Origin of the sequence: Micromonospora sp. NPDC085948 (assembly GCF_040686315.1) — a bacterium.
Lineage (GTDB): Bacteria > Actinomycetota > Actinomycetes > Mycobacteriales > Micromonosporaceae > Micromonospora.
Window position 1 is genome coordinate 32,948 of record NZ_JBFBJW010000016.1, and the last position, 20,278, is coordinate 53,225.

Here is a 20,278-nt window from a genome sequence, read left to right on the forward strand (position 1 = left end):
TGCCTTCGCTTCTACCGTAATTGCGGCTCGGGGGACAACGCCCGCCGTGGTTCGGCGGTGAGGTATGCGTCACCCGATTCCCGACCGGGCCACCGGGAAACCCGGCTTCCCGGTGGGCGGGACGACCGGTTCAGGACAGTGCGAGGCGTCGCAGCGTACCGTCCGTCGCGACCTGGTAGACGTCGAGCTGGTTGCTACCGGCGTGGAACAGCTTGTCGTCGGTGAGCAACGCGGCGAACCGACGACCGCCGGGGTCGGGCGGCACCACCGGGACGACCGCCCCGATCCGGCCGTTGACGGCCACCGCCAGCAGCGTGCCGTCCGGGATCCGGTCCGGGACGTCGCCCCAGACGAGCGCCGGGAGGGTGCCGGTGTCCGGGTCCATGGCCGTGAACGCGGCCAGGTCGGCCACCCGGGCGTTGCCGCCGGCCGGTCCGGCGCGCACCTCGGTGCCGACCAGGGGGTGCGGTGTCGGCGGCGGCGGTGGGGCGGGCACCCCGCCGGGGAAGGTGACCGGAACGCCCGGGCGGTCGTAGAAGTGTTTCGTGCCGTCGGCGCGGGGGGCCTGCCGGGCGGAGCGGCCGTCGACCGGCCAGGGCAGCCGGAGGTTGGCCTCGTCGGCGACGGTCGGCAGCAGGTCGACGTGTTCCCAGTTGCGGTCGTCCACCCGCCCGGTCCGCTGCCGCGGCTCCTTGACGAACGTCGGCACCCAGGCGACCTCACCGGCGGCGGCCTTGATCGCGTCCATGCCCCGGCCCTGCGCGCCGGGGCGGAAGCTGACGCCGTGGTCGGCGGTGACCACGACGAGGGCCTGGTCGTAGAGGCCGCTGGCGCGCAGCGTCCGCAGGGTCTCGCCGATCAGCCGGTCGGTGTAGCCGAGTTGGGCGAGGTGGCGTTGCCGGGCGAGGTCGATCCAGCCGGCGCCGTCGTTGGGCAGGTCCTCGGGGGCGTCGTAGCGCGCCCCGGAGGGCAGGTAGGCCCACGGTGAGTGCGGCATCAGCAGGTGCAGGAAGTGCAGGGTGGGCCGGGACGTCGGTTTCAGCCCGGCCAGGAAGGTGGTGAACCGGGCCGGTTGGTTGTCGTCCAGGCTGTCCCAGCGGAACGTCGGGTCGGCCGGCACCGGCTCGGCGGCGTCCAGGCCGGCCTCGGCCCGGGTCTGCTCCCGGTAGGAGTCCTCCGGGTCGACGGCGCTCTCCGTCGGCCCGGCGAGCTGGCCGAGCAGCCTGCCGGTCTGCCGGGCCAGCACGCCGAGCCCCTGTTCGGGGGCGACCGCCTGTTCGCAGCGACTGGGCGGGCACAGTCGGGTGATGCTCTCCTCGGCGCGGATGTCGTACAGGCCGCCGAAGGCGGTGAAGATGTTGTCCGGGTACTGCGAGTAGTGCGGGGCGACGGGCTTCGCCGGGTACCGGCCGGTGAGCATGGCGGGCAGCGCGTTGGGCGTCCAGCCGCTGACCCCAGTGGCGTTGCGGTACCAGGTCGAGCCGGCGGCCAGCTCGGCGAAGTGCGGGTACCGCGTGGCGTCGATCCGTCCGTCCGTCCCGAGCAGGCTGACCAGCGGCAGTTCGTCGAGGATCAGCATGACCACCGGCGGGTGTACGCCGGTGCCCTGCGCGGTGCCGGCCGCGCCGCCGTCGCCGCGCGGCAGCACCACCGCCGAGGTGGGTGAGACGAGCAGGAACAGCGCCACGAACGCCACCGGCCCGGCGGCGGCCAGTCGCAGCGCCCGGCCCGGCGCCCGCCACCGCCGGTGCGCGGCCGCGCCGCCGGCACCGGCCAGCACGGCCACCAGCAGCAGGGGTACGCCCCGAAGCGGCGTCACGTGCCGGCCCACCTGCACGGCGAGGGCGGCGAGCAGCAGCCCGACCAGGCCGGTGTGGGTGAGGGCGCGGGCGGTCCGGCCGGCCAGTCGACTGAGCGCGCCGAGCAGGGCCACCGCAGTCGTGGGCAGCACCGCGACCAGGGCGGTCAGCAGCAGGATCTGGGCCGGGTCGGCACGGTGGAACAGGAAGAAGTCGGGGCTGCGCCCGAGTACGTCCAGCAGGGGCTGGGTGACGACCAGCCCGACCAGGGCGACCACCTCCAGCAGCCGGCCCAGCTCGCCCCGCCAGCCCCGGTACCAGCGGGTGGCGGCCGGTCGCGACCGGGCGTCCGGGGCTGGTGGGTGGGCGGCCGGGTCAGCCACCCACCACCGTCCGGTAGAGCGTGCGGGTGCCCGAGGGCAGTTCCAGCCGGTCGGTGATCCGGCCCCGGGCGGCGAGCAACGCCTCGAACGTGTCGCGTCGGTAGTCCGGGAAGAGGCCGGCGGGTTTGTTGGCGAGCAGTCGGGTCGCCATCGGGTCCTGCGGGTCGACGAACTCCACCACGACCGCGCCGCCGGGCGCGGTCAGCCCGGTCAGCCAGTCGACGACCTCCGGCAGCGGCACGTTGCGCCCGATCGCCAGGTGGTGCACCACGGCCAGGGCGAGCACCACGTCGGCGGACGCCCGTTCGGCGAAGCCGGCCCGCTCGACGCCCCGCCAGCCGCCGCCGGGCGACGGGTCGGCGAGGTCCAGCACCAGCGGCAGGATCCGGCGCTGCCCCTCGGCGCGCAGGGTCCGGTACAACTGGTCGACCACCGCCGGGTCCTGCTCGACGGCGACCACGTAGTCGGCGTGCCCGGCGGCCAGTCGGGAGTACCGGCCGTCGTTGGCGCCGAGGTCGAGCACCAGGCGGGGGCGGGCGCCGGCGGCCACCGCGGCGGCGACGAACTGTTCCTTCGCCACGCGGTCGCGGGCCGAGTAGCCGCAGGTCTGCTGGTAGTCCGACCAGTGGGTCTCCGCCGGACGATGGTCCAGCTTGCGGACCAGTTTCCGCATGCCGCGTACCGTGGCCAGCAGCAACTCCCGGGAGAAGCCGGCGGCCCGGAGCTGGTCGCGGACGTCGGTGGTGCTGGCGGCGGCGTTGCGGCGCTGCATGGCGCCGTGCAGGTGCAGGTGCGTCAGCACGCCGGGGCGCAGCCGACGGGTCCCGCCGAACAGGGGCCGGAGTTCGTCGGCCTCGATGCCGTCGACCCGGGCGCGCAGCCAGGGCTGGAAGTCGACGCCCAGGTGGGCGGTGAGCATCAGCGGGTAGAGCACGGTCTGGCAGAACTGCCGGTAACCGGCCCACGGCTCGCCGTCGTGGACCGGCTCGAAGGAGCCGATGTCGATGAAGACCGGCTCGGCGCCGCGCCACTGCAGGTTGTACGCCGAGCCGTCCTTGGTGGTGAAGCCGTCGGTGAGCGCGGCGTGCAGAATCTCCAGGTGCAGCAGGGCGGCGTCGCGCAGCATGCCGAACGACCACTCGTACGGGTGGGAGACGAACGGGATGCGCTCGTGGCGCAGCACGGCGGCCCACGGCGCGCCGGTCGCGGCGGGCACCAGTGTCGACGGGGCGTCCTCGGTGGCGCAGACCTTGCGGGCGGCGACCAGGGCCGGGAAGAACGTGCTGCCGGTGAGGGCACGCCAGTGCTCGGCGGCCTGCGGGTCCAGCCCGCGCAGCACCTCGTCGCCGACGTGGAAGACGCGGTTGGCGGGGTCGCGGAAGGAGGCCGGCTCGGGTCGTACCTCGGTGGGTGAGATCGCCATCGTCGGGACCGGTCCGCTCACCGCTGGTCGGTCGGTTGCCGGCGGAACCGGTCGACGAGGCGTCGCCAGTAGAGCTTGGCGGCGACCGCTGCGCCGGCCACCCCGCCGACGACCGCCTGCACGATCAGGCTGCCGGATCCCGCGTCCAGGTAGGCCAGATGTATCACCGATCGCTCCTTGCGCTCGCCGTTTCGACACCGGCGTCCCGGCCGCAATACCGGTGAGGCTTTTGACCCAGAAAGCCGGACTTGTCCCACACCGTACGCCGCTAGTCATCGCCGTCGCGGGCACATCGGCGTACTCCCAGCCTCGCCACAGAATGTGGTCGAAACGCCCGACCGCACCGGTACGCTGCGGACGTGCGCTGGATGATCGTGGACGCGCCGCTGGACTCCTCCGGCGCTGGGCGCGGCGAGGAACGGGCCCCCGCCGCGCTGCGCCGGGCCGGCCTGATCGACGCCCTGTCCGCCGACGACGACGGGCAGATCGACGAGGCCCGGTTGCGCGACCCGGTCCGGGACCCGGCCAGCGGGGTGATCGGCGCCGCGGGCCTGGTCCGGGCCGGTGGCGCGATCGCCGCGCGGGTCGGCGCGCTCCTGGCGGACGGCCACCGACCGCTGGTGCTCGGCGGGGACTGCGCGATCCTGCCCGGCATCTGCCGTGCCCTGCCGCCGGGAACCGAGCTGTGGTTCGTCGACGCCCACCCGGACTTCCTCGACGGCGCGACCTCCCCCACCGGCGAGGCCGCCGACATGGACCTCTCGGTGGTCACCGGGCACGGCCCGGCCGCCGCCGTCGGCCCGGACGGCACGCTGATCGCGCCGAGCCGCGTCTGTCTGCTCGGGCACCGCCCGGCCACCGACGAGAGCAGCCGGGTCGAGGCGGCCCGGATCGACCCGGCGATCCGCCAGGTGAACGCCGCCGAGGTGCTGCGCCGAGGCGCCGCGACGGTCGGGGCGGGCCTGGCCACCGACTCTGACGGGCCGGCCTGGCTGCACCTCGACCTGGACGTGGTGGATCCACGCGATCTGCCCGCGGTGACCTACCCCGAGCCGGACGGGTTGCGCTGGGCCGACCTGATCGCGCTTGTCACCCCGCTGGCCCGTGCCGACCGGCTGCTCGGAATGAGCGTGACCGACCTGAACACCGACGAGGACCCCGACGGACATTCCACGCGACGCGTCGTCGAGGTCCTCGCCGAGGTGCTGCGCGGCTGACCCAAGGGTGTCCGCGCGGACCGATCAGGTGTCCGTGCTGGGACCGGGCAACCGGACGGTGAACACGGTCCGGCCGGGGCGGCTGTCCACCGCGACCGTGCCGTGGTGGGCCTCCACCACGGCCGCCACGATCGCCAGGCCGAGGCCGGTGCTGCCGTGCTCCCGGGACCGGGAGCTGTCGCCGCGGGCGAACCGTTCGAACATCTCCGGTCGCAGCTCCGGCGGCACCCCGGGTCCGTCGTCGGCGACGGTGAGCACGGCGCTGTCGGCGTCGACGGCCAACGTGGTGACCACCGTGCTGCCGGGCGGGGTGTGCACCCGGGCGTTGCCGAGCAGGTTCGCCACCACCTGGTGCAGTCGCGCGGCGTCGCCGGGCACCCGGATCGCCACCTCGGGCAGGCCGAGCTGCCAGCGGTGGTCGGGGCCGGCGACGTGCGCGTCGCTGACCGCGTCCACCAGCAGGGCGGTCAGGTCGACCGGGTCCGCCGCGAGCGGGCGACCGGAGTCGAGGCGGGCCAGCAGCAACAGGTCGTCGACGAGGCTGGTCATCCGGGTGCTCTCCGACTCCACCCGGCGCAGCGCGTGCGCCACGTCGGCGGGAACCTCGTCGCGGCCGCGCCGGGCCAGCTCCGCGTAGCCGCGGATCGCCGCGAGGGGCGTACGCAGCTCGTGGCTGGCGTCGGCGACGAACTGGCGTACCCGGGTCTCGCTGGCCTGCCGCGCGGACAGCGCGTCGGCGACGTGGCCCAGCATCCGGTTCAGCGCCGCGCCGACCTGGCCGACCTCGGTACGCGGATCGGTGTCCGCCGTCGGGACGCGGACGGCGAGTGCCACCTCGCCGCGGTCCAGGGGCAGTTCGGTGACCCGGGTGGCGGTGGCGGCCACCCGGCTGAGCGGGCGCAGCGTGACCCGCACGATCAGTGCCCCGGCGGCGCCCGCGACGAGCAGCCCGAGGGCGACCACCGCGGCCTGTGCGGCGAGTTGCCGCTGGACGGTCTCCCGCACCCCGGCCAGGGGGACGGCGACGACGCGTACCCGGCCGTCCCAGTACTGCCGGGCCACGGCCCGGTAGTCGCCGCGGGCGCCCAGGTCGACGGTACGCGGTGTGGCGTCGACCGGCAGGTCCGCCAGTGCGGCGACCTCCCCGACTGCGACGGTCTGCTCGTCGGGGAACGGGTCGTCGCCCGACGGGCTCTTGGTCAGGGTCCGGGCGCTCGTCACCCGGCCGTCGGTGATCTCGGCGACCACCGTGCCGGACGGGGACCCGGGTGGGATGGCCGGGCCGCTGCCCGGGAACGCCGGCTGTCCCGGGCGGTCACCCCGCATCACCGTGGCGGGCGCCAACTCGGCGTCCAGCCGGTCGATCAGGACGTGCCGCAGCGCCACGGTGGTCAGGCCGGCGACGGCGACGCTGACCACCGCCAGCAGCGCGAGAAGGGCAAACACCAGTCGGGTACGCAGGGAGCGGCCGGCCAGCCACCGGCGGACGGCGCGCAGGGGGTGGCGGCTACTCGACGGGCTTGAGGACATAGCCGGCGCCGCGCAGCGTGTGGATCATCGGCGCGCGACCGGCGTCGATCTTCTTGCGCAGGTACGAGATGTACAGCTCCACGACGTTGGCCTGGCCACCGAAGTCGTAGTGCCACACCCGATCGAGGATCTGCGCCTTGCTGAGCACGCGACGCGGGTTGCGCATCAGGTACCGCAGCAGCTCGAACTCGGTTGCGGTGAGGGTGATCAGCTGGCCGTCCCGGCGGACCTCGTGGCTGTCCTCGTCCAGGCTGAGGTCACCGACGGTGAGGACCGCGTCCTCCCGGGCGGCGACGGCGAAGCCGGAGCGGCGCAGCAGCGCGCGCAGCCGGGCGATCACCTCCTCCAGGCTGAACGGCTTGGTCACGTAGTCGTCGCCGCCGACGGTCAGGCCGGCGATGCGTTCCTCGACGGCGTCGCGGGCGGTCAGGAAGAGCACCGGGACGGTGGGGGCGTGCTCACGCAGCCGGCGCAGCACCTGGAAGCCGTCCAGGTCGGGCAGCATCACGTCGAGGACCACGGCGTCCGGCTGGAACTGTCGGGCGGCGCTCAACGCCGCCATGCCGTCGCCGGCGCTGCGGACCTGCCAGCCCTCGTAGCGCAGCGCCATCGACAGCAGGTCGGTGAGCGTCGCCTCGTCGTCGACCACCAGCACCCGGACGGGCTCGCCGTCGGGACGACGCAATTCGATCCGGCTCAGCGCGGCCTGCCCGTTGGTGCCCATGGGTCCCATCGTGGCCGCGACGCCTGTGCCACGCCCCTGCGGGAGCTGTGCGCCAGCTGTGCGGTCGACCCGACGGGACGCCGGCCTCACCACCGTCAGCCCCGCCTCGTGGTCACTCGGACACCCCGTACGCGTCGGTGCGCACGAACCGCATGCTCCAACCGCCCGCGTCGTCGGGTTGGCCGCGTTCGTAGAGGTGGTCGGGGCCGGGCTGCACCGGCCCGGTGCCGTCCGGGTGCCGCATGATCCAGCGCTGCGGTGGGGCGCCGTCCGACCCGGCCGGCAGCAGGCGGACCAGGCCGTCCGCGGGCCCGCCGACGAAGCGTACGGTGACCTCGCTCATCGCGGCGCCCCCTCGGGTGACCGTGCCGACACAATCGGTGACGCCGGCTCTGGCTCGCAAGCTACCGCACCCGCCACCGTCGGCGCAGCGCCGATCGCCCCGAACACCGCTGCGGTTTGCCCAGCTTGACGCTCGGGTACCGCGATCGGAGCACCCGCCGTCGGCGGAGCGAGGGCGAGGAGTGGTCGATGCGCACACTGGACGGGCGGTATCAGCTCGAGCAGCGCATCGGTGTGGGTGGGATGTCGGAGGTGTGGCGGGCGCACGACCAGGTGCTGGACCGGCCGGTCGCGGTGAAGCTCATCCTCCCCGGCCCGGACGACCAGGACGGCCGGCACCGCCAGGGCGGCCCGGTGGACCGGATCCGCGCGGAGGCCCGGTCGGCCGCCCGCCTGGTGCACCCGAACGTGGCGAGCGTGCACGACTTCGGCACCGCCTCCACCTGGCCGGGCCGTGCCGTGCCCTACATCGTGATGGAGCTGGCCGAGGGCGAGACGCTCGCCGCGCACCTGCGGGCCGGGCCGCTGGACTGGCGGATCGCGGTACGGGTCTGCGCTGAGGTCGCCGCGGCGCTGGCCGCCGCGCACGCCGAGGGCATCGTGCACCGCGACGTCAAACCCGCGAACGTCATGCTCACCCCGTCGGGCGTGAAGGTGCTCGACTTCGGCATCGCCGTCCCCGCCGGCGCACCCGATCCGACCCCGACCGGGATGGTGTTGGGCACCCCGGCCTACCTCGCGCCCGAGCAGTTGGAGCGGGCGCCGGCCACCCCCGCCGCCGACATGTACGCCCTCGGCGTCCTGCTCTACTACAGCCTCACCGCCCGTCTGCCCTACCACGCGGCCACCCTCAACGAACTGCTCGGCGTACGCCGCTGTCAGCCACCGGAGCCGCTGCCCGAGATCGACGGGCTGCCGCCGGAGGTGGCCGAGTTGTGCCGCTCCTGCCTGGCCGACGATCCCGCGCTGCGCCCGAGCAGCATGGTCGCGGCGCTGCTGCTGGCCGAGGCCGTGGACGCCCGGGTGTACGTCCCGATGACGATGCCGACGGCCCGCCGGCCCGTGCCGACGTCGGAGTGGACCGAACGGGCCGCCACCGAGGCGACCGAGGCGGTGGTCCTGCTCGACGAGCCGGAGGGGGCCTCCGGGCGCTGACCGGAGGCGCACGGGCGTTTCGGCGGGCGGCGGCCGGGTAGCCGACCTGCCGAGCGACGGGAGAAACGCGATGCCGGATCAGAGTTCCTGGCTGCGTGAGGCCACCGCGACCGCCGAGGGCGGTCACGTACGCACCGACGATGGCGGGCTCTCCACCCCGCTGGCCTCGCCGCTGGCGGCGCACTGCACGGGGCTGAGACCAGAGCAGTTGCTGGCCGCCGCCTTCGCGTCCTGCCTGCATCACGCGGCGGTGGAGGCGGCCGGGGAGATCACCAACGAGGCGCACACCGTGCAGGTACGGGCGGAGGCGAAGCTGGGGCGCGACGACGACGGGCTGTACCGGGCCGACGTGCACGCCTCGATCTCGTCCGCCGGCCTGAGCCGAGATCAACTGGCCGACCTGGTGGAGTACGCGGACCGGCTCTGGCCGTTCTCCAGCGGCGACACGAGCCGGCATCGGCTGACCGTCACGCCGGCGGAGAACGGTCGACACTGAGGTCTGGCCGGACGATTCAACGTCAGGCGACGCGTGGGGAGACCTCTATCCCTGCGGACCGGGCGGGCAGACCGGACTGGCCCGTTCCGTCGAGGGGGGCTCACCCGAAGAGGTGAGGCCCCCTCGACGGCACGCTTCGACACGGCGACTCGGTCAATTGACCGCCTTCGCCCAGCCAATCGGAAATGCCGGTCTGGCCCGATCCGCGAGGTTGGTAGGCCTTGCACTACCTTCGCCCCTGGAAATCCCCCGGATCGGGGCAAATTGTGGCGCAGGCCACCCCACGGGCCGGCGAATTCGAGCAATTGGGTCTTTAACCTCGTCAGGTGCATCCCGACGACCCCTCCGACCAGAAGCTGACCGACGCGCATCCGAGCACCCCATCGGGCGATGTCGCATCAACCGAACGGACGATCGGCCGGCACCGCGTCCCCGAACCGCCCCGGCGGCCCCTGCTGGGCTCGACCCCGATCCGGGTAGCCCTGGCCACCGGCGTCACCTGCTGTCTCAGCCTCGTCGCGGTCGCCACCGCCCGGGGCAACGACGACGAGTCGGCCCGCTCGGTGGAGCCGCTCGCCGAGGCGGTGGCCGACCGCGCCGCCATCGCCGACGAGCGCGCCTCCCGGTCGCTGGACCGTGAGCTCGCCCCCGCGCGGGTCCTGCCCAGCCCGACGGCGACGCCGACCCCCGCGCCCACCGTCGCCCGCAAGGCGCCGAAGAAGCCGGTCAAGCCCCGCCGACCCCGTCCGGTGGCCGGTCTCGACCAGGCACAGATGGACAACGCGAAGATCATCGTGGACGTCGGCCGGGACATGAAGATGCCGCGTCGCGCCCTGGTGGTGGCCCTGGCCACCGCGATGCAGGAGAGCAACCTCTACAACCTGGCCAGCGACGTCCTCCCCGAGTCGGCCGACTACCCGAACCAGGGCAGCGGCTCCGACCACGACTCGCTCGGGTTGTTCCAGCAACGGCCCAGCAGCGGCTGGGGCACGGTGGCCGAGCTGATGCGCCCGTCGTACGCCGCGCGGGCCTTCTACAGCGCGCTGAACGAGATCCCCGGCTGGCAGGACATGAGCGTGACCGCCGCCGCCCAGGCCGTGCAGATCTCCGCCTACCCCGACGCGTACGCCCAGCACGAGGATCGGGCGTCCACCGTCGCGGCGGCGCTCACCACCTGAGCCGACAGCTCAACTCCGCGCCGACCGCTCTCAGCGACGGCCCGAGGGCGGCTCCGCACCCGCGTCCAGCCCGCCGACTCCCACCCGGCGCCCCGCCAGGCCGGCAGCCGCGGTCGGGGTGTCGGCGGGCACCTGATCCTCGGTCACCTGACCGAGGATCAGGTCCACCTGCGCCTCGCGCCGCCGCCGGACGTACAGTGCCGCCTCGAAGTCGCGCCGGGCCTGCACCGCCTCCTCGTACGCCTGCTCGCGCACCTGTCGGGCCTCCGCGCGGGCCTCGTCCAGTTCGGCGCGGGCCTGGGCCAGGATCTCGGCGGCCGCCCGTCGCTCCCCGGCGGAGGCGTCCCGGGTGACGGTGGTGTCGCCGAGGTCCAACCGCTGGAGGAGCCCGCTGAGCCACGCCGCTTCCTGCCGGATCTCGTCCCACTCGCCGGAGGCGTCGGCGGCCCCCTCGGCGCGCGCCGCGAGCCGGGACAGCCGGATCCCCAACTCGTCCAGGCAGGAATCCACCTGCCGCGTGTCGTAACCGGTCTCAACGATGGAGAACCTCATCCCGTCGCCCCCCAGGCAGCCGCTGTTACTTCCCCTTCTGGATCCTCGGCCGCGACGGTGACGACCGAGGGGGTTCGGGAAAAATGTTCAGCATGCGCGCACGGGGGCGCGTCAGGCGCGCTTGGGCAGCACGACCACCCGGCCGAAGAACTCGTCGATGCGGCGGACCACGTCGTTGAAGTCGTCCAGGTCGATCGGCTTGGTGACGTACGCGTTGGCCTGCAACGTGTAGCTGCCGACGATGTCGGTGTCGGCGTTGGACGTGGTCAACACCACGATCGGGATGGTCCGCAGATCCTCGTCCTGCTTGACCGCACTGAGCACCTGCCGGCCGTCCATCCGGGGCATGTTCAGGTCCAACAGGATCACGTCGGGCCGGCGGGCCTGCTCGTGCCGGCCCTCGGCGCGGAGAAACTCCATCGCCTCCTCGCCGTCGCTGACCACGTCGATGACCTTGTCGACGTCAGAGTCCGCCAACGCCTCCTCGATCATCAGTACGTCACCGGGGTCGTCGTCGACCACCAGGATGCGTACCGGCTGCGGGCTGTCTGCGCCCATCACTACCTGCCTCGGGTCGGCGGGGACGGGACCTGACGGTCACCGCGCTGGCGGGGAAATCTAGCCCATCAGGAGGCGCTGCGGGACGCGGGGTCGACCGATTCCGGTTCGTAGCTCAACACGTCGGCCAGACCGGTCATCCGCAACACCCGCTCGACGCGACCATTGGCGCCGACGAGCCGGAGCCAACCACCGTCGGCCGCAGCCTGATTGTCCCCCCGGACGAACACCGCCATCCCGGTGGAATCGCAGAAGGTGAGGTCGGTGAGGTCGAGCAGCACCCGGGACTCGCCGGCGGCCGTGAGCCGGTCGATCGCGGCGGTCAGCTCGGGGGACGTGCTCATGTCCAGCTCACCCGCCAGACGCAGGCAGGCGCCACCGCCGTCGCGCTCGACGTAGCTGACGCTGAACGTCACCGTTCTCCCCCTCGCTCCACCCGCGGGTGGACATTTGCGGTGCGGCAAGTATACGCAGGGTCGGCGCATCGGCCGTAGGGCGCGGTGATCGACAGCGACGTCGGCGGGTGGACCCTCAGCGGTCGGCGGCGGGCAGCCCGGCGCGCCCCAGGGCCACCATGCGCTCCGCCCGGGGGAAGTCGCGCAACGTGCCGGCGTAGTGCTCCAGGGACCGGGCGAGCGCCGACCCGGGAACCCCCCGACTCGACAGGATCCCCGCCAGCCACTCGACGAACTCCATGAACAACGAGGCGTCGTCGACGTAGACCGCCGCGGCCAGGAAATCCACCAGGTGACCCAGGTCGCTCACCGTGGAGTCGAGCTGGCTGGCGGTGTAGGTGTGCGTCGCCGGCACCCGCTCCCGCAGGTCGCCCAACGCGCTGTCGATCAGCTCGCCACGACGCCGCACCAGGCTGGCGTACTCGTCGTCGGCCAGGTGGCCCAGCCGCGCCGGCGGCACCCTGCGCAACGCCCGCTCGTCGGAGATCAGCTCAGCCGCCGAGGGCGCGTCCGGCGCCCAGGCCACGCCGAGCCGACGCGCCCACCGGCCGTCCGCACCGAACCCGCGCCCACCAACCACCACCGGCACGTCCGAGCGGCGGCAGGCCTCGATCATCCGGTGGGCGTGCGGCAGCCGCATCGGCAGCGCGCACGCCAACGCGACCGCGTGCGCGTCATAACGGTGCAGGTACGACACGAGGTGGGCCGCCGGCACACTGGCGCCCAGGAACGTCACCTGCCAGCCCCGCAACCGCAGCACCTCGGCCACCAGCCGGGGCGGCAGGGCGTGCCACTCGCCGTCCATGCACGCGACGACGACCCGCCCGCCGGTCGGGCGCGGGTTGACGTGCGTGGCGACCGCCGCCACCACCCGCTCGCTGATGTGGGTGGCCGCGTGCTCCTGGGCGACGCTCCACTCGTTGCGCGCCCACCGCTCACCCACCTCGGCCTGGGCGGGCGCGACCAGGTCGAGCAGCACCCGCTCCGCGGGCACTCCCGCGTCGAGCAGGCCGATCGCCAGGTCGATCGCGGCGTCCTCGTCGGCGTCGGCGAGGCAGTCCAGGTAACCGACGTAGGCGTCGCCCGGGTCGGTGGCGGCGGTTTCGCCGCGCTGGTCGGAGCGGGCCGGGGCGGCGGTCACGCCTCGACCTCGCCGCGCTGCTCGAAGAGGGCCGGTGCGGGCACCGAGTGCAGGTGCCGCGACGCGCGCCCACCCGGGCCGGCCGCCCGCAGCGCCAGCACCGCGATGTCGTCGTGATCGCCCTGCGCCAACCAGTCGCAGGTGACCTGCTCGACCCGCTCGGCCAGGGCCGGCGCCGGCATCCGTTGGCAGCCGGTCACCGTGGCGACCAGCCGTTCGGTGCCGAACTGCTCGTCGCCACGGCGGCCACCGCGGGCCTCGGTCACCCCGTCGCTGTAGAGCAGGCAGGTCTCGCCCGGTGCCAGCCGGACGGTCACCTCGCCGACGCGCGGGTCGGGCACGACCCCGATCAGCATGCCGCGCAGCGGCACCGACTCCACCTCGCCGGAGGCGCGCAGCACCAGCGGCGGCAGATGCCCACCGCCGGCCATGGTCAGGGTGAGGCCACCGTCGCGGTGGGGACGGGCCAGGCCGAGCACGATCGTGGCGAAGCGGCCCTGACCGTGCGCCTGGGTCGTCTCCAGCAACGCGTCGTTGAGCAGCCGCAGCAACCGCCCGGGGTGCGACTCCAAGCGGTGCAGCGCCTGGAGGCACTGGCGCAGCTGGCCGGTGAAGACGGCCGCCTCGACCCCCTTGCCCGACACGTCGCCGAGGAAGAACACCGAGCCGCCGTCGGCGAGCCGGTGCGATCCGTAGAAGTCGCCACCGATGCGGAGCCCCGCCTGCGCGGGCCGGTACGCGGCGCCCCACTGCACGCCCGCGGCCTCGGCCGGCTCGACCGGCAACAGGCTGGCCTGGAGGGTGTCGGCGACCTCCGTCTGGTCGCGGTAGAGCAGCGCGGTGGTCATCGCCGCGCCGGCGCGGGCCGCGAACGCGCGGATCAGCTCCGCGTCGGCCTCGTCGTACGAGTCGGGGGCGCGACGGGCGACCAGCAGCACACCGACAGGCGCGTCCCGGCCCGGCAGTGGGACGACCCGCGCCGCGGTCGCGACGCCGGCGAACTCGGGCAGCCAGCCGGCGTCGACCGCCTGCTCGACCAGCCAGTCCAGGGCGTGCGGCTCGACCCCGGTCAGCCCGTCGGCGATGGCGGCGGGCAGCTCGCCGGCGGCCAGCACACCGTTGTCCACCAACGCCTGCTCGTCGGGAGTGCCCGCGGCCCGCCACCAGCCGGCCCGACCGGCGCGCGGTGCGAGAACCAGCACAGCCACCTCGGCCAGGGTCGGCACGGCGAGCCGGACGATCGCGGCTGCGGCCCGGGCGGGGTGCAGCGGGTTGCCCAGCTTGTCACCGACCACGGCCAGGAAGGTCGAGCGGGCCCGCTCGGCGAGCAGCGCGTCGGCGCGGCCGAGACGGTCGGTGACGTCCTCGACGTACCAGCAGCAGTGGCCGCCGGAGAGCGGCACCTGGCGGGCGGTCAGCCGACGTCCGCGATGGGTGAAGCCGCCGGGGTCGCCCTCACTCAGGCCGGGCACACCGGCCGCGCTGAGCGGCTCGCCGGGCGTCACACCGGGCAGCAACCGCTCGGCCACCGGGCTGACGTACCGCACGACGCCGTCGACGTCGCAGACCACCAGGCCCTCACGGAGGTGCTCGGCGACCTCGAACCAGTCGGACGCGGCGTCATCGCGGTCGAGGGCCGTCGGCGGTAGGCCCGGGGCGGATCGGGGCGGCGGGGCCGCGGCGGGGCGGGGCGACATGTCGGCGCTCCACGCCGGAGACTGTGTCGTGCTCGGCGTGAAGACCCGTCCGTCGCCCGGGTCCCAGTCCCTGACGTCGGATGCAGTCACCAGCTGAGCCTCACTCCTTGTCGTCCACCCGAACCCGTACCGGAACCGGCGTCCATGGTGCAAACTCTCCCGCCCACCCTACGCCGGGACGCGCGAAGCGGCATCTCAGCGTGGCTGGCGAGGTGCCGCCACCAGCGGCTGGGCGAGCGCGAGCGGGCGTGTCGCCGGCCCCCGATTTGCATTCGCCCACCGGGCTGGGAACATGGTGGGATGTCCGACCAGCTGTTGATCATCGAGACCACCCGGCTCGACGCCGGGCACGTCCGACTGCGGCTGACTGGCGAGCTCGACTACGCCTCCGCGCCCGAGCTGATCGCCGCCGCCGCCGATCTGCGCGACGACCAGCAGGTGCTGGTCGACCTGACCGGCGTGAGCCTCTGCGACTCCTCCGGGCTCAGCGCGCTGCTGGTGGTGCACCACGCCGCCGGGGCGATCCGGCTGACCGGGGCCGGCCCGCAACTGCAACGGATGCTGGACCGCACCGGTCTGACCGAGTTGCTGACGGTGGAGCACGCCACCGACGACCTGCGCGCCATCGGCTGATTCGCGGCCACCTCCGGGCAGCCGGGGTGGCCCCCGACCCTGGGACCTGGGGTCGGGGGCCGGAGGAATGTCTCTAGGGTGTCGTCATCGGCTGGAGTCGAGGCCCGTTCTCGCGCAGCTCGCCCGTCGGGGCCGGATCGACGTCGTCGGGCTCTCCCGAATCGGGCGTCTGGTACAGGTAGCGGACGAACTGCCCACCCGCCTCGTTGTCGTCCGCGCCGGGCCACTGGCCGATGCAGTCCATCCCGATGACCTCACGGCCGGTCCCGTCGGCCTCCTCCAGCAGGGCCCACAGGCTCACCGGGTAACACCTGGTGACCTCGGGTGTGAGCTGCCAGCGGGCGTACCAGCCACGTCGGGCGGGGACGATCTCGACGATCTGCTTCATGACGACCTTCCTTCCGCGTACCTCGGAAGAACTTCGGTCCTGACCCGATCGTGCGCTCCGAGCGGGTGAGCACCCCTCACCCCCGCCGGATGAAGCGTCGCGGACACCGGGCCGACCCGCCCCGGCGGCGCCCGTTTCGGCTCCCGGGGCGGCGGGAACGCGACTGACACAGCCCACGATCCCCAGCGGAAGGGGTGCCACCATGCGTAAGCAGATGGAGGGCGACAACCAGCGGCGTCGGGCGCTGGCCCGGCAGGCCCGCGAACAGGGTCGCCAGCCCAGTGAGATCGGTGCCAGCCTGAGCGCTTCCAAGCAACTCACGAGCCTGGACCAGAGCAGGCGATCCGGTCCACCGGCGGCCGGACCGCACAAGCCGGACAGTACGCGCGGCGGGCCGGCGCCGCCGCCGGTCGGCAGCGCCGACAATCCGAGGCCGCAGCCGTCCCCGCCGACCGGCGCGGCCGGAGTCAGCAGCATGGGTTACCACGACCTGGTCGACGAGGTCCGGCGTCGGGCCGGGGTCGACTTCAAGACGGCGAAGGTCGGCACCGAGGCGACCGTGCTCGTCCTCGCCTTCGCCCTGGAAGCCGCCGAGCGGCAACGCCTGCTCGCGGCGGTGCCGGCGTCGCTGCACGACGTGCTGCCCGTCGACGGCATCGAGCGACACCGCGACCTGCCCGGCTTCCTCGCCGAGGTGGGCCGGATCAGTGGCAACACCCCCGAGCAGGCCCGATACCAGGCGGAGGCGACGATCGCCGCGCTCGCCGAGCAGGATGGCGACCTCGTCGAGTCGTTGCACGTACCCGACGGGTTGCGTGACCTGCTGAACCCACCGGAAGCTGGCGGCGGCCTGGTGGGCGCCTCCACCACCACGCCCACCCTGGACCCGGACGCCGTCGACGCGGCGCTGGACGACCTGCCCTACTGGGCCGGCGACACCCAGGGTCTGCACCGGGTGGTCGCGTTGCCGCCGGACAACCTGGACCGGGTGCTCGACCGGCTCGACCGGATGCGCCAGGACAGCGGACGCGGGCCGAGCATCGGACGTCCGGGAGACACCGCCGCCGTCCTGACCGTGCGCACCAGTCAGGCCAACGGGGTGACCGCGCTCGACGTGGACCTCGCCCACCGGATCGACGACGCGATCGACGAGGTGGGTGCCGGGATGGCCGGCAGCTGATCGGCTACGACGGCACCGCCGGGCCGGTGGACGCGGGACCTCCCGCTCCGCCGGCCCGTCGGCCGTGCCGGGCCGCGCGCCGGCTCGGTCGTCGGCCTGGGCTAGCGTGCCCGTCATGAACCGCGCCGCCGACCGGCTGGAGCTGGTCGCCGACCCGGTCCGGCGGACCGGGCGGATCCTGCTGTCCGCCGGGGTCGAGCAGTCGTACGTGGATGTCGATGATCCCCGCCACCTGCACTTCGAGTACGTGCGACGGATCGCCGCCGCGGTCGAGCTGGCCGCCCCGACGGGCGTCCCGCTGAGCGTGCTGCACCTGGGCGGCGGCGCGTTGACGTTGCCCCGCTGGCTGGCCGCCACCCGCCCCGGCTCCCCGCAACGCGTCGTCGAGCGGGACCCGGCCGTGGTCGAGCTGGTGGCCCGGGAGTTGCCGCCGCTGCCGCCGCAGGTACGGGTGGAGGTCGCCGACGCCCGGGACGCGGTCAGCGCCACCCCGGCCGGTTCCCACGACCTGGTGATCGCCGACATCTACCGGGCGGCCCGGATGCCCCCGCACGTACGCACCGTCGAGTTCGCCGCCGAGGTGGCCCGCGTCCTGCGCCCCGACGGCATGTTCCTGGTCAACGTCACGGACCTGCCGCCGCTCGTCGCCACCCGGGTGCAGGTGGCCACCCTGCGGGCGGTCTTCGCCGACGTGTGCGTGCTCGGCGACCGGCGGATGCTGCGCGGTCGTCGGTACGGCAACCTGGTGTTGGCCGCGACGTCCCGACCCGCCGGGCTGCCGGTCGGCCGGCTGGCGGTGGCGGCCCTGCGGGACCCGGTGCCGGGCGGGCTGCTGCACGCCGCCGCGCTCGACACGTTCGTCGCCGGTGCGCACCCGGTCACCGACGCCGACGAGCGCGGCTGACCCGTACGGAAGGACCAGAGCGGCCGTTCCGTCCGCAATGCCGGGTTTCCGACGGCGAGTGCGGGGAAGGCGCGGCGGATGAGCACCGCCGACGACCGGGCGACCGCCCGCCGGACCCTGATCGTGATCGGTCTGCTGCTCGCGACCGCGCTCGCGTTGGTCCTCGTGTACGCGACCCGCCGGGTGCTGGTCTGGGCGGTGGTCGCCGCGTTCTTCGCCGTGGCGCTCAAACCCCTCGTCGACCGCGTGCAACGCCGTCTCGTGCGGCGACGCTCGCTGGCCACGCTGCTGGTGTTCCTCGTCGCGTTCGTGCTGCTGGCGATCCTGGCCGCGCTGATCCTGGTGCCGTTGTCCGGGGAACTGGCCCGGTTCGCCGACCGGGCGCCCGAGCTGCTGCACGACGCCCGCGCCGGTCGTGGCCCGCTGGGGCAACTGCTGGAACGCACCGGAGTGCGGCGTTACGTCAGCGAGCACTCCGACCAGCTCCGTGATTTCGGCACCCGACTGCGGCAACCCGCGGTGGGCGTGCTGCGCGGCGTCGTCGAGACGGTCGCCGGGGTGGTCACGGTCATCGTGCTGGCGTACCTCATGGTCCTGGAGGCGCCGCGGATCACCCGCGGCCTGCTCGCGGCGGCCGGGGACGGTCAGGGTGAGCGGCTGCGCCGGGTGGGCCGGGAGGTATCGCGCACCGTCACCGGCTACCTCACCGGAAACCTGCTGATCAGCGTCATCTGCGGGGTGTTGACCTACGTGGTGCTGGCCCTCACCGGCGTGCCGTTCGCGGCCGTGATCGCCCTGCTGGTGGCGGTGGCCGACCTGATCCCGCTCGTCGGCGCCACGCTCGGCGCGGTGATCGCGGCCGGGGCCGGTTTCCTGCACTCCCCCACCGCCGGGGTGGTGGTGCTCGTCTTCTTCGTGGTCTACCAACAGGTGGAGAACCACCTGCTCCAGCCGTTCATCCTGTCCCGGGCGGTCCGGCTCAACCCGCTGACCGTACTGGTCAGTGTGCTGCTCGCGGCGGAGCTGGCCGGTCTGCTCGGCGCGCTGCTGGCCATCCCCGCCGCCGGCATCATCCAGGCCCTGCTGCGCGAGTACGGCCCGCGCCGACTGCGACCCGCCCCACCGGCCGGTCCCGGCGCGCGGCGACCGGCCGGTCCCGCCCCTCGGGGCTGACCGGCCGGCGCGTGGGCTCCCCGCTCAGCGGGCTCGGGACGCGACCTCGGGTGTGGTGCTCTCCAACGGCACCGCGTTCGCCGGGACCAGCCCCAACTGGACCGCCGAGCGGGTCAGCGCGGCGTCGAGCACCCAGTCGGCGCTGACCCGCGTGCGGTTGCCCGGCATCGCCATCAGGTGGTACGCCCGGGTGACCGTCTTGGCCGGCAACCCGCCCAGGTTGACCTGCAACGGGTTCGCCGCCGCGTCCTTGCCCCCCAGGTCTACGACCCAACCCAGGTCGTGGTGCTTGTACGGCTTGCGCTTGCCGAAGCCGTACGACGCGGCGATGTTGTGCGCCGCACGCTTGCCCTGCCGCTGCGCGTGCTGAGCCGTCATCCCGCAGATCTTGCCCGGGTTCACCAGGTCGGGCACCGCGGCGGCGTCGCCGCAGGCGAACACCTCCGGGTAGCCGGGGACGTTGAGGAACTCGTCGACCACCAGCCGCCCCCGGTCGGTGCGCAGGCCCAACTCGTTGACGAACGGGTCGGGGCGCACCCCCACACACCACACCAGGGTGCAGGTCGGCACGTACTCGCCGTCGGTGAGCTTCACCCCGTCGCAGGTCGCCTCCGCCACGGAGGTGCCCAGCCGCACGTCCACACCCCGGCGGTTGAGCACCCGGTGCGAGGTGTTCGACATCCGCTCGTCCATCTCGGGCAGCACCCGCGGCGCCACGTCGAGCAGCATCCACCGCGGCCGGACCGTGAGCCGGGGCCGCTGGGCGTGCAGCGCGTCGGTGAACAACTGCCCGTGCGCGGCGACCTCGGTGCCGGTGTAACCCGCCCCGACCACCACGAAGGTGGAGCGGGCCTGCTGCTCGGCCGGGTCCTCGGCCTGCTCGGCCAGTTCGACCTGACGAACGATGTGATCATGCAGGTAGACGGCCTCGGGCAGACCGCGGAAGCCGTGCGCGTACTCGGTCACCCCCGGGATGGGCAACAGCTTGTTGACGCTGCCCACGGCGAGGATCAGCCGGTCGTACGCCAACCGGTTCTTCTCCCCCTCCGCCTGGGTGAAGCCGACCCACCGGTTCTGCAGGTCGACGTGGTCCGCCTCGCCGACCACCACACGTACGCCCTTGAGCGTCCCGGTCAGCGGCACCGCGATCCGCTTGGGCTCGACCACCCCGGCCGCCACCTCGGGCAGCAACGGCAGGTAGAGGAAGTAGTCGGTGGAGTTCAATACCACGATCTCGGCCCGATCACGGGCGATCCGGCTCAACGTCTTCGCCGCGTGGTAACCGGCGAACCCGGCCCCCACGATCACCACACGAGGTTTCGTCATTGCGGGCCGTTTCCCGTCGAAGCC

The 20,278-nt window shown here is 73.8% G+C and carries 21 protein-coding genes; 8 read left to right on the plus strand and 13 right to left on the minus strand.

Annotated elements, in window-relative coordinates:
* Positions 1-130: 130 nt before the first annotated feature.
* The 3 genes from AB0O48_RS29425 to AB0O48_RS29435 are packed head-to-tail and all read right to left on the minus strand — an operon-like array spanning position 131 to position 3,772.
* Entirely contained in the window at positions 131-2,182 is a 2,052-nt protein-coding gene (locus AB0O48_RS29425) for a sulfatase-like hydrolase/transferase (protein ID WP_357239082.1), read from the minus strand.
* Positions 2,175-3,605, minus strand: a complete 1,431-nt coding sequence (locus AB0O48_RS29430) for a class I SAM-dependent methyltransferase (RefSeq protein ID WP_357240625.1) — start codon at positions 3,603-3,605, stop codon at positions 2,175-2,177. Before AB0O48_RS29430 ends, AB0O48_RS29425 begins: the two co-directional genes overlap by 8 nt.
* A gap of 17 nt (positions 3,606-3,622) precedes the next feature.
* A complete protein-coding gene (locus AB0O48_RS29435; RefSeq protein WP_007459587.1) occupies positions 3,623-3,772 on the minus strand; it encodes a hypothetical protein in 150 nt (49 codons plus the stop codon).
* Between the two features lie 201 nt (positions 3,773-3,973).
* On the opposite strand from AB0O48_RS29435, the gene AB0O48_RS29440 reads away from it, so the two are divergent.
* Positions 3,974-4,822, plus strand: a complete 849-nt coding sequence (locus AB0O48_RS29440; RefSeq protein WP_365069338.1) for an arginase family protein — start codon at positions 3,974-3,976, stop codon at positions 4,820-4,822.
* A 24-nt stretch (positions 4,823-4,846) separates the two neighbouring features.
* On the opposite strand, the gene AB0O48_RS29445 is transcribed toward AB0O48_RS29440, so the two are convergent.
* The 3 genes from AB0O48_RS29445 to AB0O48_RS29455 all read right to left on the minus strand — a co-directional run bounded on the left by AB0O48_RS29445 (position 4,847) and on the right by AB0O48_RS29455 (position 7,419).
* Entirely contained in the window at positions 4,847-6,298 is a 1,452-nt protein-coding gene (locus tag AB0O48_RS29445) for a HAMP domain-containing sensor histidine kinase (RefSeq protein WP_365069339.1), read from the minus strand.
* A gap of 31 nt (positions 6,299-6,329) precedes the next feature.
* Positions 6,330-7,076, minus strand: coding sequence for a response regulator transcription factor (locus AB0O48_RS29450; protein ID WP_357239085.1), 747 nt, complete (start codon positions 7,074-7,076; stop codon positions 6,330-6,332).
* 112 nt (positions 7,077-7,188) lie between these two features.
* Positions 7,189-7,419: a hypothetical protein gene (locus tag AB0O48_RS29455; RefSeq protein ID WP_357239088.1), complete on the minus strand. Its 231-nt coding sequence runs from the start codon at positions 7,417-7,419 to the stop codon at positions 7,189-7,191.
* A gap of 188 nt (positions 7,420-7,607) precedes the next feature.
* Between AB0O48_RS29455 and AB0O48_RS29460 the strand changes: the two genes are divergently transcribed.
* From AB0O48_RS29460 to AB0O48_RS29470, 3 genes are all read left to right on the plus strand, one after another.
* Entirely contained in the window at positions 7,608-8,573 is a 966-nt protein-coding gene (locus tag AB0O48_RS29460; protein ID WP_357572634.1) for a serine/threonine-protein kinase, read from the plus strand.
* Between the two features lie 70 nt (positions 8,574-8,643).
* A complete protein-coding gene (locus tag AB0O48_RS29465) occupies positions 8,644-9,069 on the plus strand; it encodes an OsmC family protein (RefSeq protein ID WP_357239095.1) in 426 nt (141 codons plus the stop codon).
* 326 nt (positions 9,070-9,395) lie between these two features.
* Complete coding sequence (locus AB0O48_RS29470; RefSeq protein ID WP_357239098.1) at positions 9,396-10,247, plus strand: hypothetical protein; 852 nt, start codon at positions 9,396-9,398, stop codon at positions 10,245-10,247.
* 30 nt (positions 10,248-10,277) lie between these two features.
* On the opposite strand, the gene AB0O48_RS29475 is transcribed toward AB0O48_RS29470, so the two are convergent.
* From AB0O48_RS29475 to AB0O48_RS29495, 5 genes are all read right to left on the minus strand, one after another.
* Positions 10,278-10,799, minus strand: coding sequence for an ATPase (locus tag AB0O48_RS29475; protein WP_365069296.1), 522 nt, complete (start codon positions 10,797-10,799; stop codon positions 10,278-10,280).
* Positions 10,800-10,910: 111 nt separating this feature from the next.
* The gene (locus AB0O48_RS29480) at positions 10,911-11,357 is read right to left on the minus strand and encodes a response regulator (RefSeq protein ID WP_357239103.1); all 447 of its coding nucleotides are present in this window, start codon (positions 11,355-11,357) and stop codon (positions 10,911-10,913) included.
* A 68-nt stretch (positions 11,358-11,425) separates the two neighbouring features.
* Complete coding sequence (locus AB0O48_RS29485) at positions 11,426-11,773, minus strand: STAS domain-containing protein (protein ID WP_357572636.1); 348 nt, start codon at positions 11,771-11,773, stop codon at positions 11,426-11,428.
* Between the two features lie 115 nt (positions 11,774-11,888).
* Positions 11,889-12,953 (minus strand): cobalamin B12-binding domain-containing protein, encoded by a 1,065-nt coding sequence (locus AB0O48_RS29490; RefSeq protein ID WP_357572637.1) that lies wholly within the window; start codon positions 12,951-12,953, stop codon positions 11,889-11,891.
* Positions 12,950-14,740, minus strand: coding sequence for a PP2C family protein-serine/threonine phosphatase (locus AB0O48_RS29495; RefSeq protein WP_357572638.1), 1,791 nt, complete (start codon positions 14,738-14,740; stop codon positions 12,950-12,952). Before AB0O48_RS29495 ends, AB0O48_RS29490 begins: the two co-directional genes overlap by 4 nt.
* 210 nt (positions 14,741-14,950) lie before the next feature.
* Here AB0O48_RS29495 and AB0O48_RS29500 point away from each other — a divergent pair, with 210 nt between their 5' ends.
* A complete protein-coding gene (locus AB0O48_RS29500) occupies positions 14,951-15,283 on the plus strand; it encodes an STAS domain-containing protein (protein WP_357572639.1) in 333 nt (110 codons plus the stop codon).
* A gap of 73 nt (positions 15,284-15,356) precedes the next feature.
* Here the strand turns inward: AB0O48_RS29500 and AB0O48_RS29505 are convergent, their stop codons facing one another.
* A complete protein-coding gene (locus AB0O48_RS29505; RefSeq protein ID WP_357572640.1) occupies positions 15,357-15,671 on the minus strand; it encodes a hypothetical protein in 315 nt (104 codons plus the stop codon).
* A gap of 202 nt (positions 15,672-15,873) precedes the next feature.
* Between AB0O48_RS29505 and AB0O48_RS29510 the strand changes: the two genes are divergently transcribed.
* From AB0O48_RS29510 to AB0O48_RS29520, 3 genes are all read left to right on the plus strand, one after another.
* Positions 15,874-16,851, plus strand: coding sequence for a DUF2267 domain-containing protein (locus AB0O48_RS29510; protein ID WP_357572641.1), 978 nt, complete (start codon positions 15,874-15,876; stop codon positions 16,849-16,851).
* Positions 16,852-16,966: 115 nt separating this feature from the next.
* Positions 16,967-17,755: a fused MFS/spermidine synthase gene (locus AB0O48_RS29515; protein WP_365069297.1), complete on the plus strand. Its 789-nt coding sequence runs from the start codon at positions 16,967-16,969 to the stop codon at positions 17,753-17,755.
* Between the two features lie 78 nt (positions 17,756-17,833).
* A complete protein-coding gene (locus AB0O48_RS29520; RefSeq protein WP_357572645.1) occupies positions 17,834-18,928 on the plus strand; it encodes an AI-2E family transporter in 1,095 nt (364 codons plus the stop codon).
* Between the two features lie 24 nt (positions 18,929-18,952).
* Here the strand turns inward: AB0O48_RS29520 and AB0O48_RS29525 are convergent, their stop codons facing one another.
* The gene (locus AB0O48_RS29525) at positions 18,953-20,254 is read right to left on the minus strand and encodes an NAD(P)/FAD-dependent oxidoreductase (RefSeq protein ID WP_357239129.1); all 1,302 of its coding nucleotides are present in this window, start codon (positions 20,252-20,254) and stop codon (positions 18,953-18,955) included.
* Positions 20,255-20,278: the final 24 nt, after the last annotated feature.

Coding starts and splice junctions, on each gene's coding strand:
- AB0O48_RS29430 (WP_357240625.1), bottom strand. CDS start 3,605: ATGGCGATCTCACCCACCGAGGTACGACCCGAGCCGGCCTCCTTCCGC.
- AB0O48_RS29440 (WP_365069338.1), top strand. CDS start 3,974: ATGATCGTGGACGCGCCGCTGGACTCCTCCGGCGCTGGGCGCGGCGAG.
- AB0O48_RS29450 (WP_357239085.1), bottom strand. CDS start 7,076: ATGGGCACCAACGGGCAGGCCGCGCTGAGCCGGATCGAATTGCGTCGT.
- AB0O48_RS29455 (WP_357239088.1), bottom strand. CDS start 7,419: ATGAGCGAGGTCACCGTACGCTTCGTCGGCGGGCCCGCGGACGGCCTG.
- AB0O48_RS29460 (WP_357572634.1), top strand. CDS start 7,608: ATGCGCACACTGGACGGGCGGTATCAGCTCGAGCAGCGCATCGGTGTG.
- AB0O48_RS29465 (WP_357239095.1), top strand. CDS start 8,644: ATGCCGGATCAGAGTTCCTGGCTGCGTGAGGCCACCGCGACCGCCGAG.
- AB0O48_RS29475 (WP_365069296.1), bottom strand. CDS start 10,799: ATGAGGTTCTCCATCGTTGAGACCGGTTACGACACGCGGCAGGTGGAT.
- AB0O48_RS29480 (WP_357239103.1), bottom strand. CDS start 11,357: ATGGGCGCAGACAGCCCGCAGCCGGTACGCATCCTGGTGGTCGACGAC.
- AB0O48_RS29500 (WP_357572639.1), top strand. CDS start 14,951: ATGTCCGACCAGCTGTTGATCATCGAGACCACCCGGCTCGACGCCGGG.
- AB0O48_RS29505 (WP_357572640.1), bottom strand. CDS start 15,671: ATGAAGCAGATCGTCGAGATCGTCCCCGCCCGACGTGGCTGGTACGCC.
- AB0O48_RS29510 (WP_357572641.1), top strand. CDS start 15,874: ATGCGTAAGCAGATGGAGGGCGACAACCAGCGGCGTCGGGCGCTGGCC.
- AB0O48_RS29515 (WP_365069297.1), top strand. CDS start 16,967: ATGAACCGCGCCGCCGACCGGCTGGAGCTGGTCGCCGACCCGGTCCGG.
- AB0O48_RS29520 (WP_357572645.1), top strand. CDS start 17,834: ATGAGCACCGCCGACGACCGGGCGACCGCCCGCCGGACCCTGATCGTG.
- AB0O48_RS29525 (WP_357239129.1), bottom strand. CDS start 20,254: ATGACGAAACCTCGTGTGGTGATCGTGGGGGCCGGGTTCGCCGGTTAC.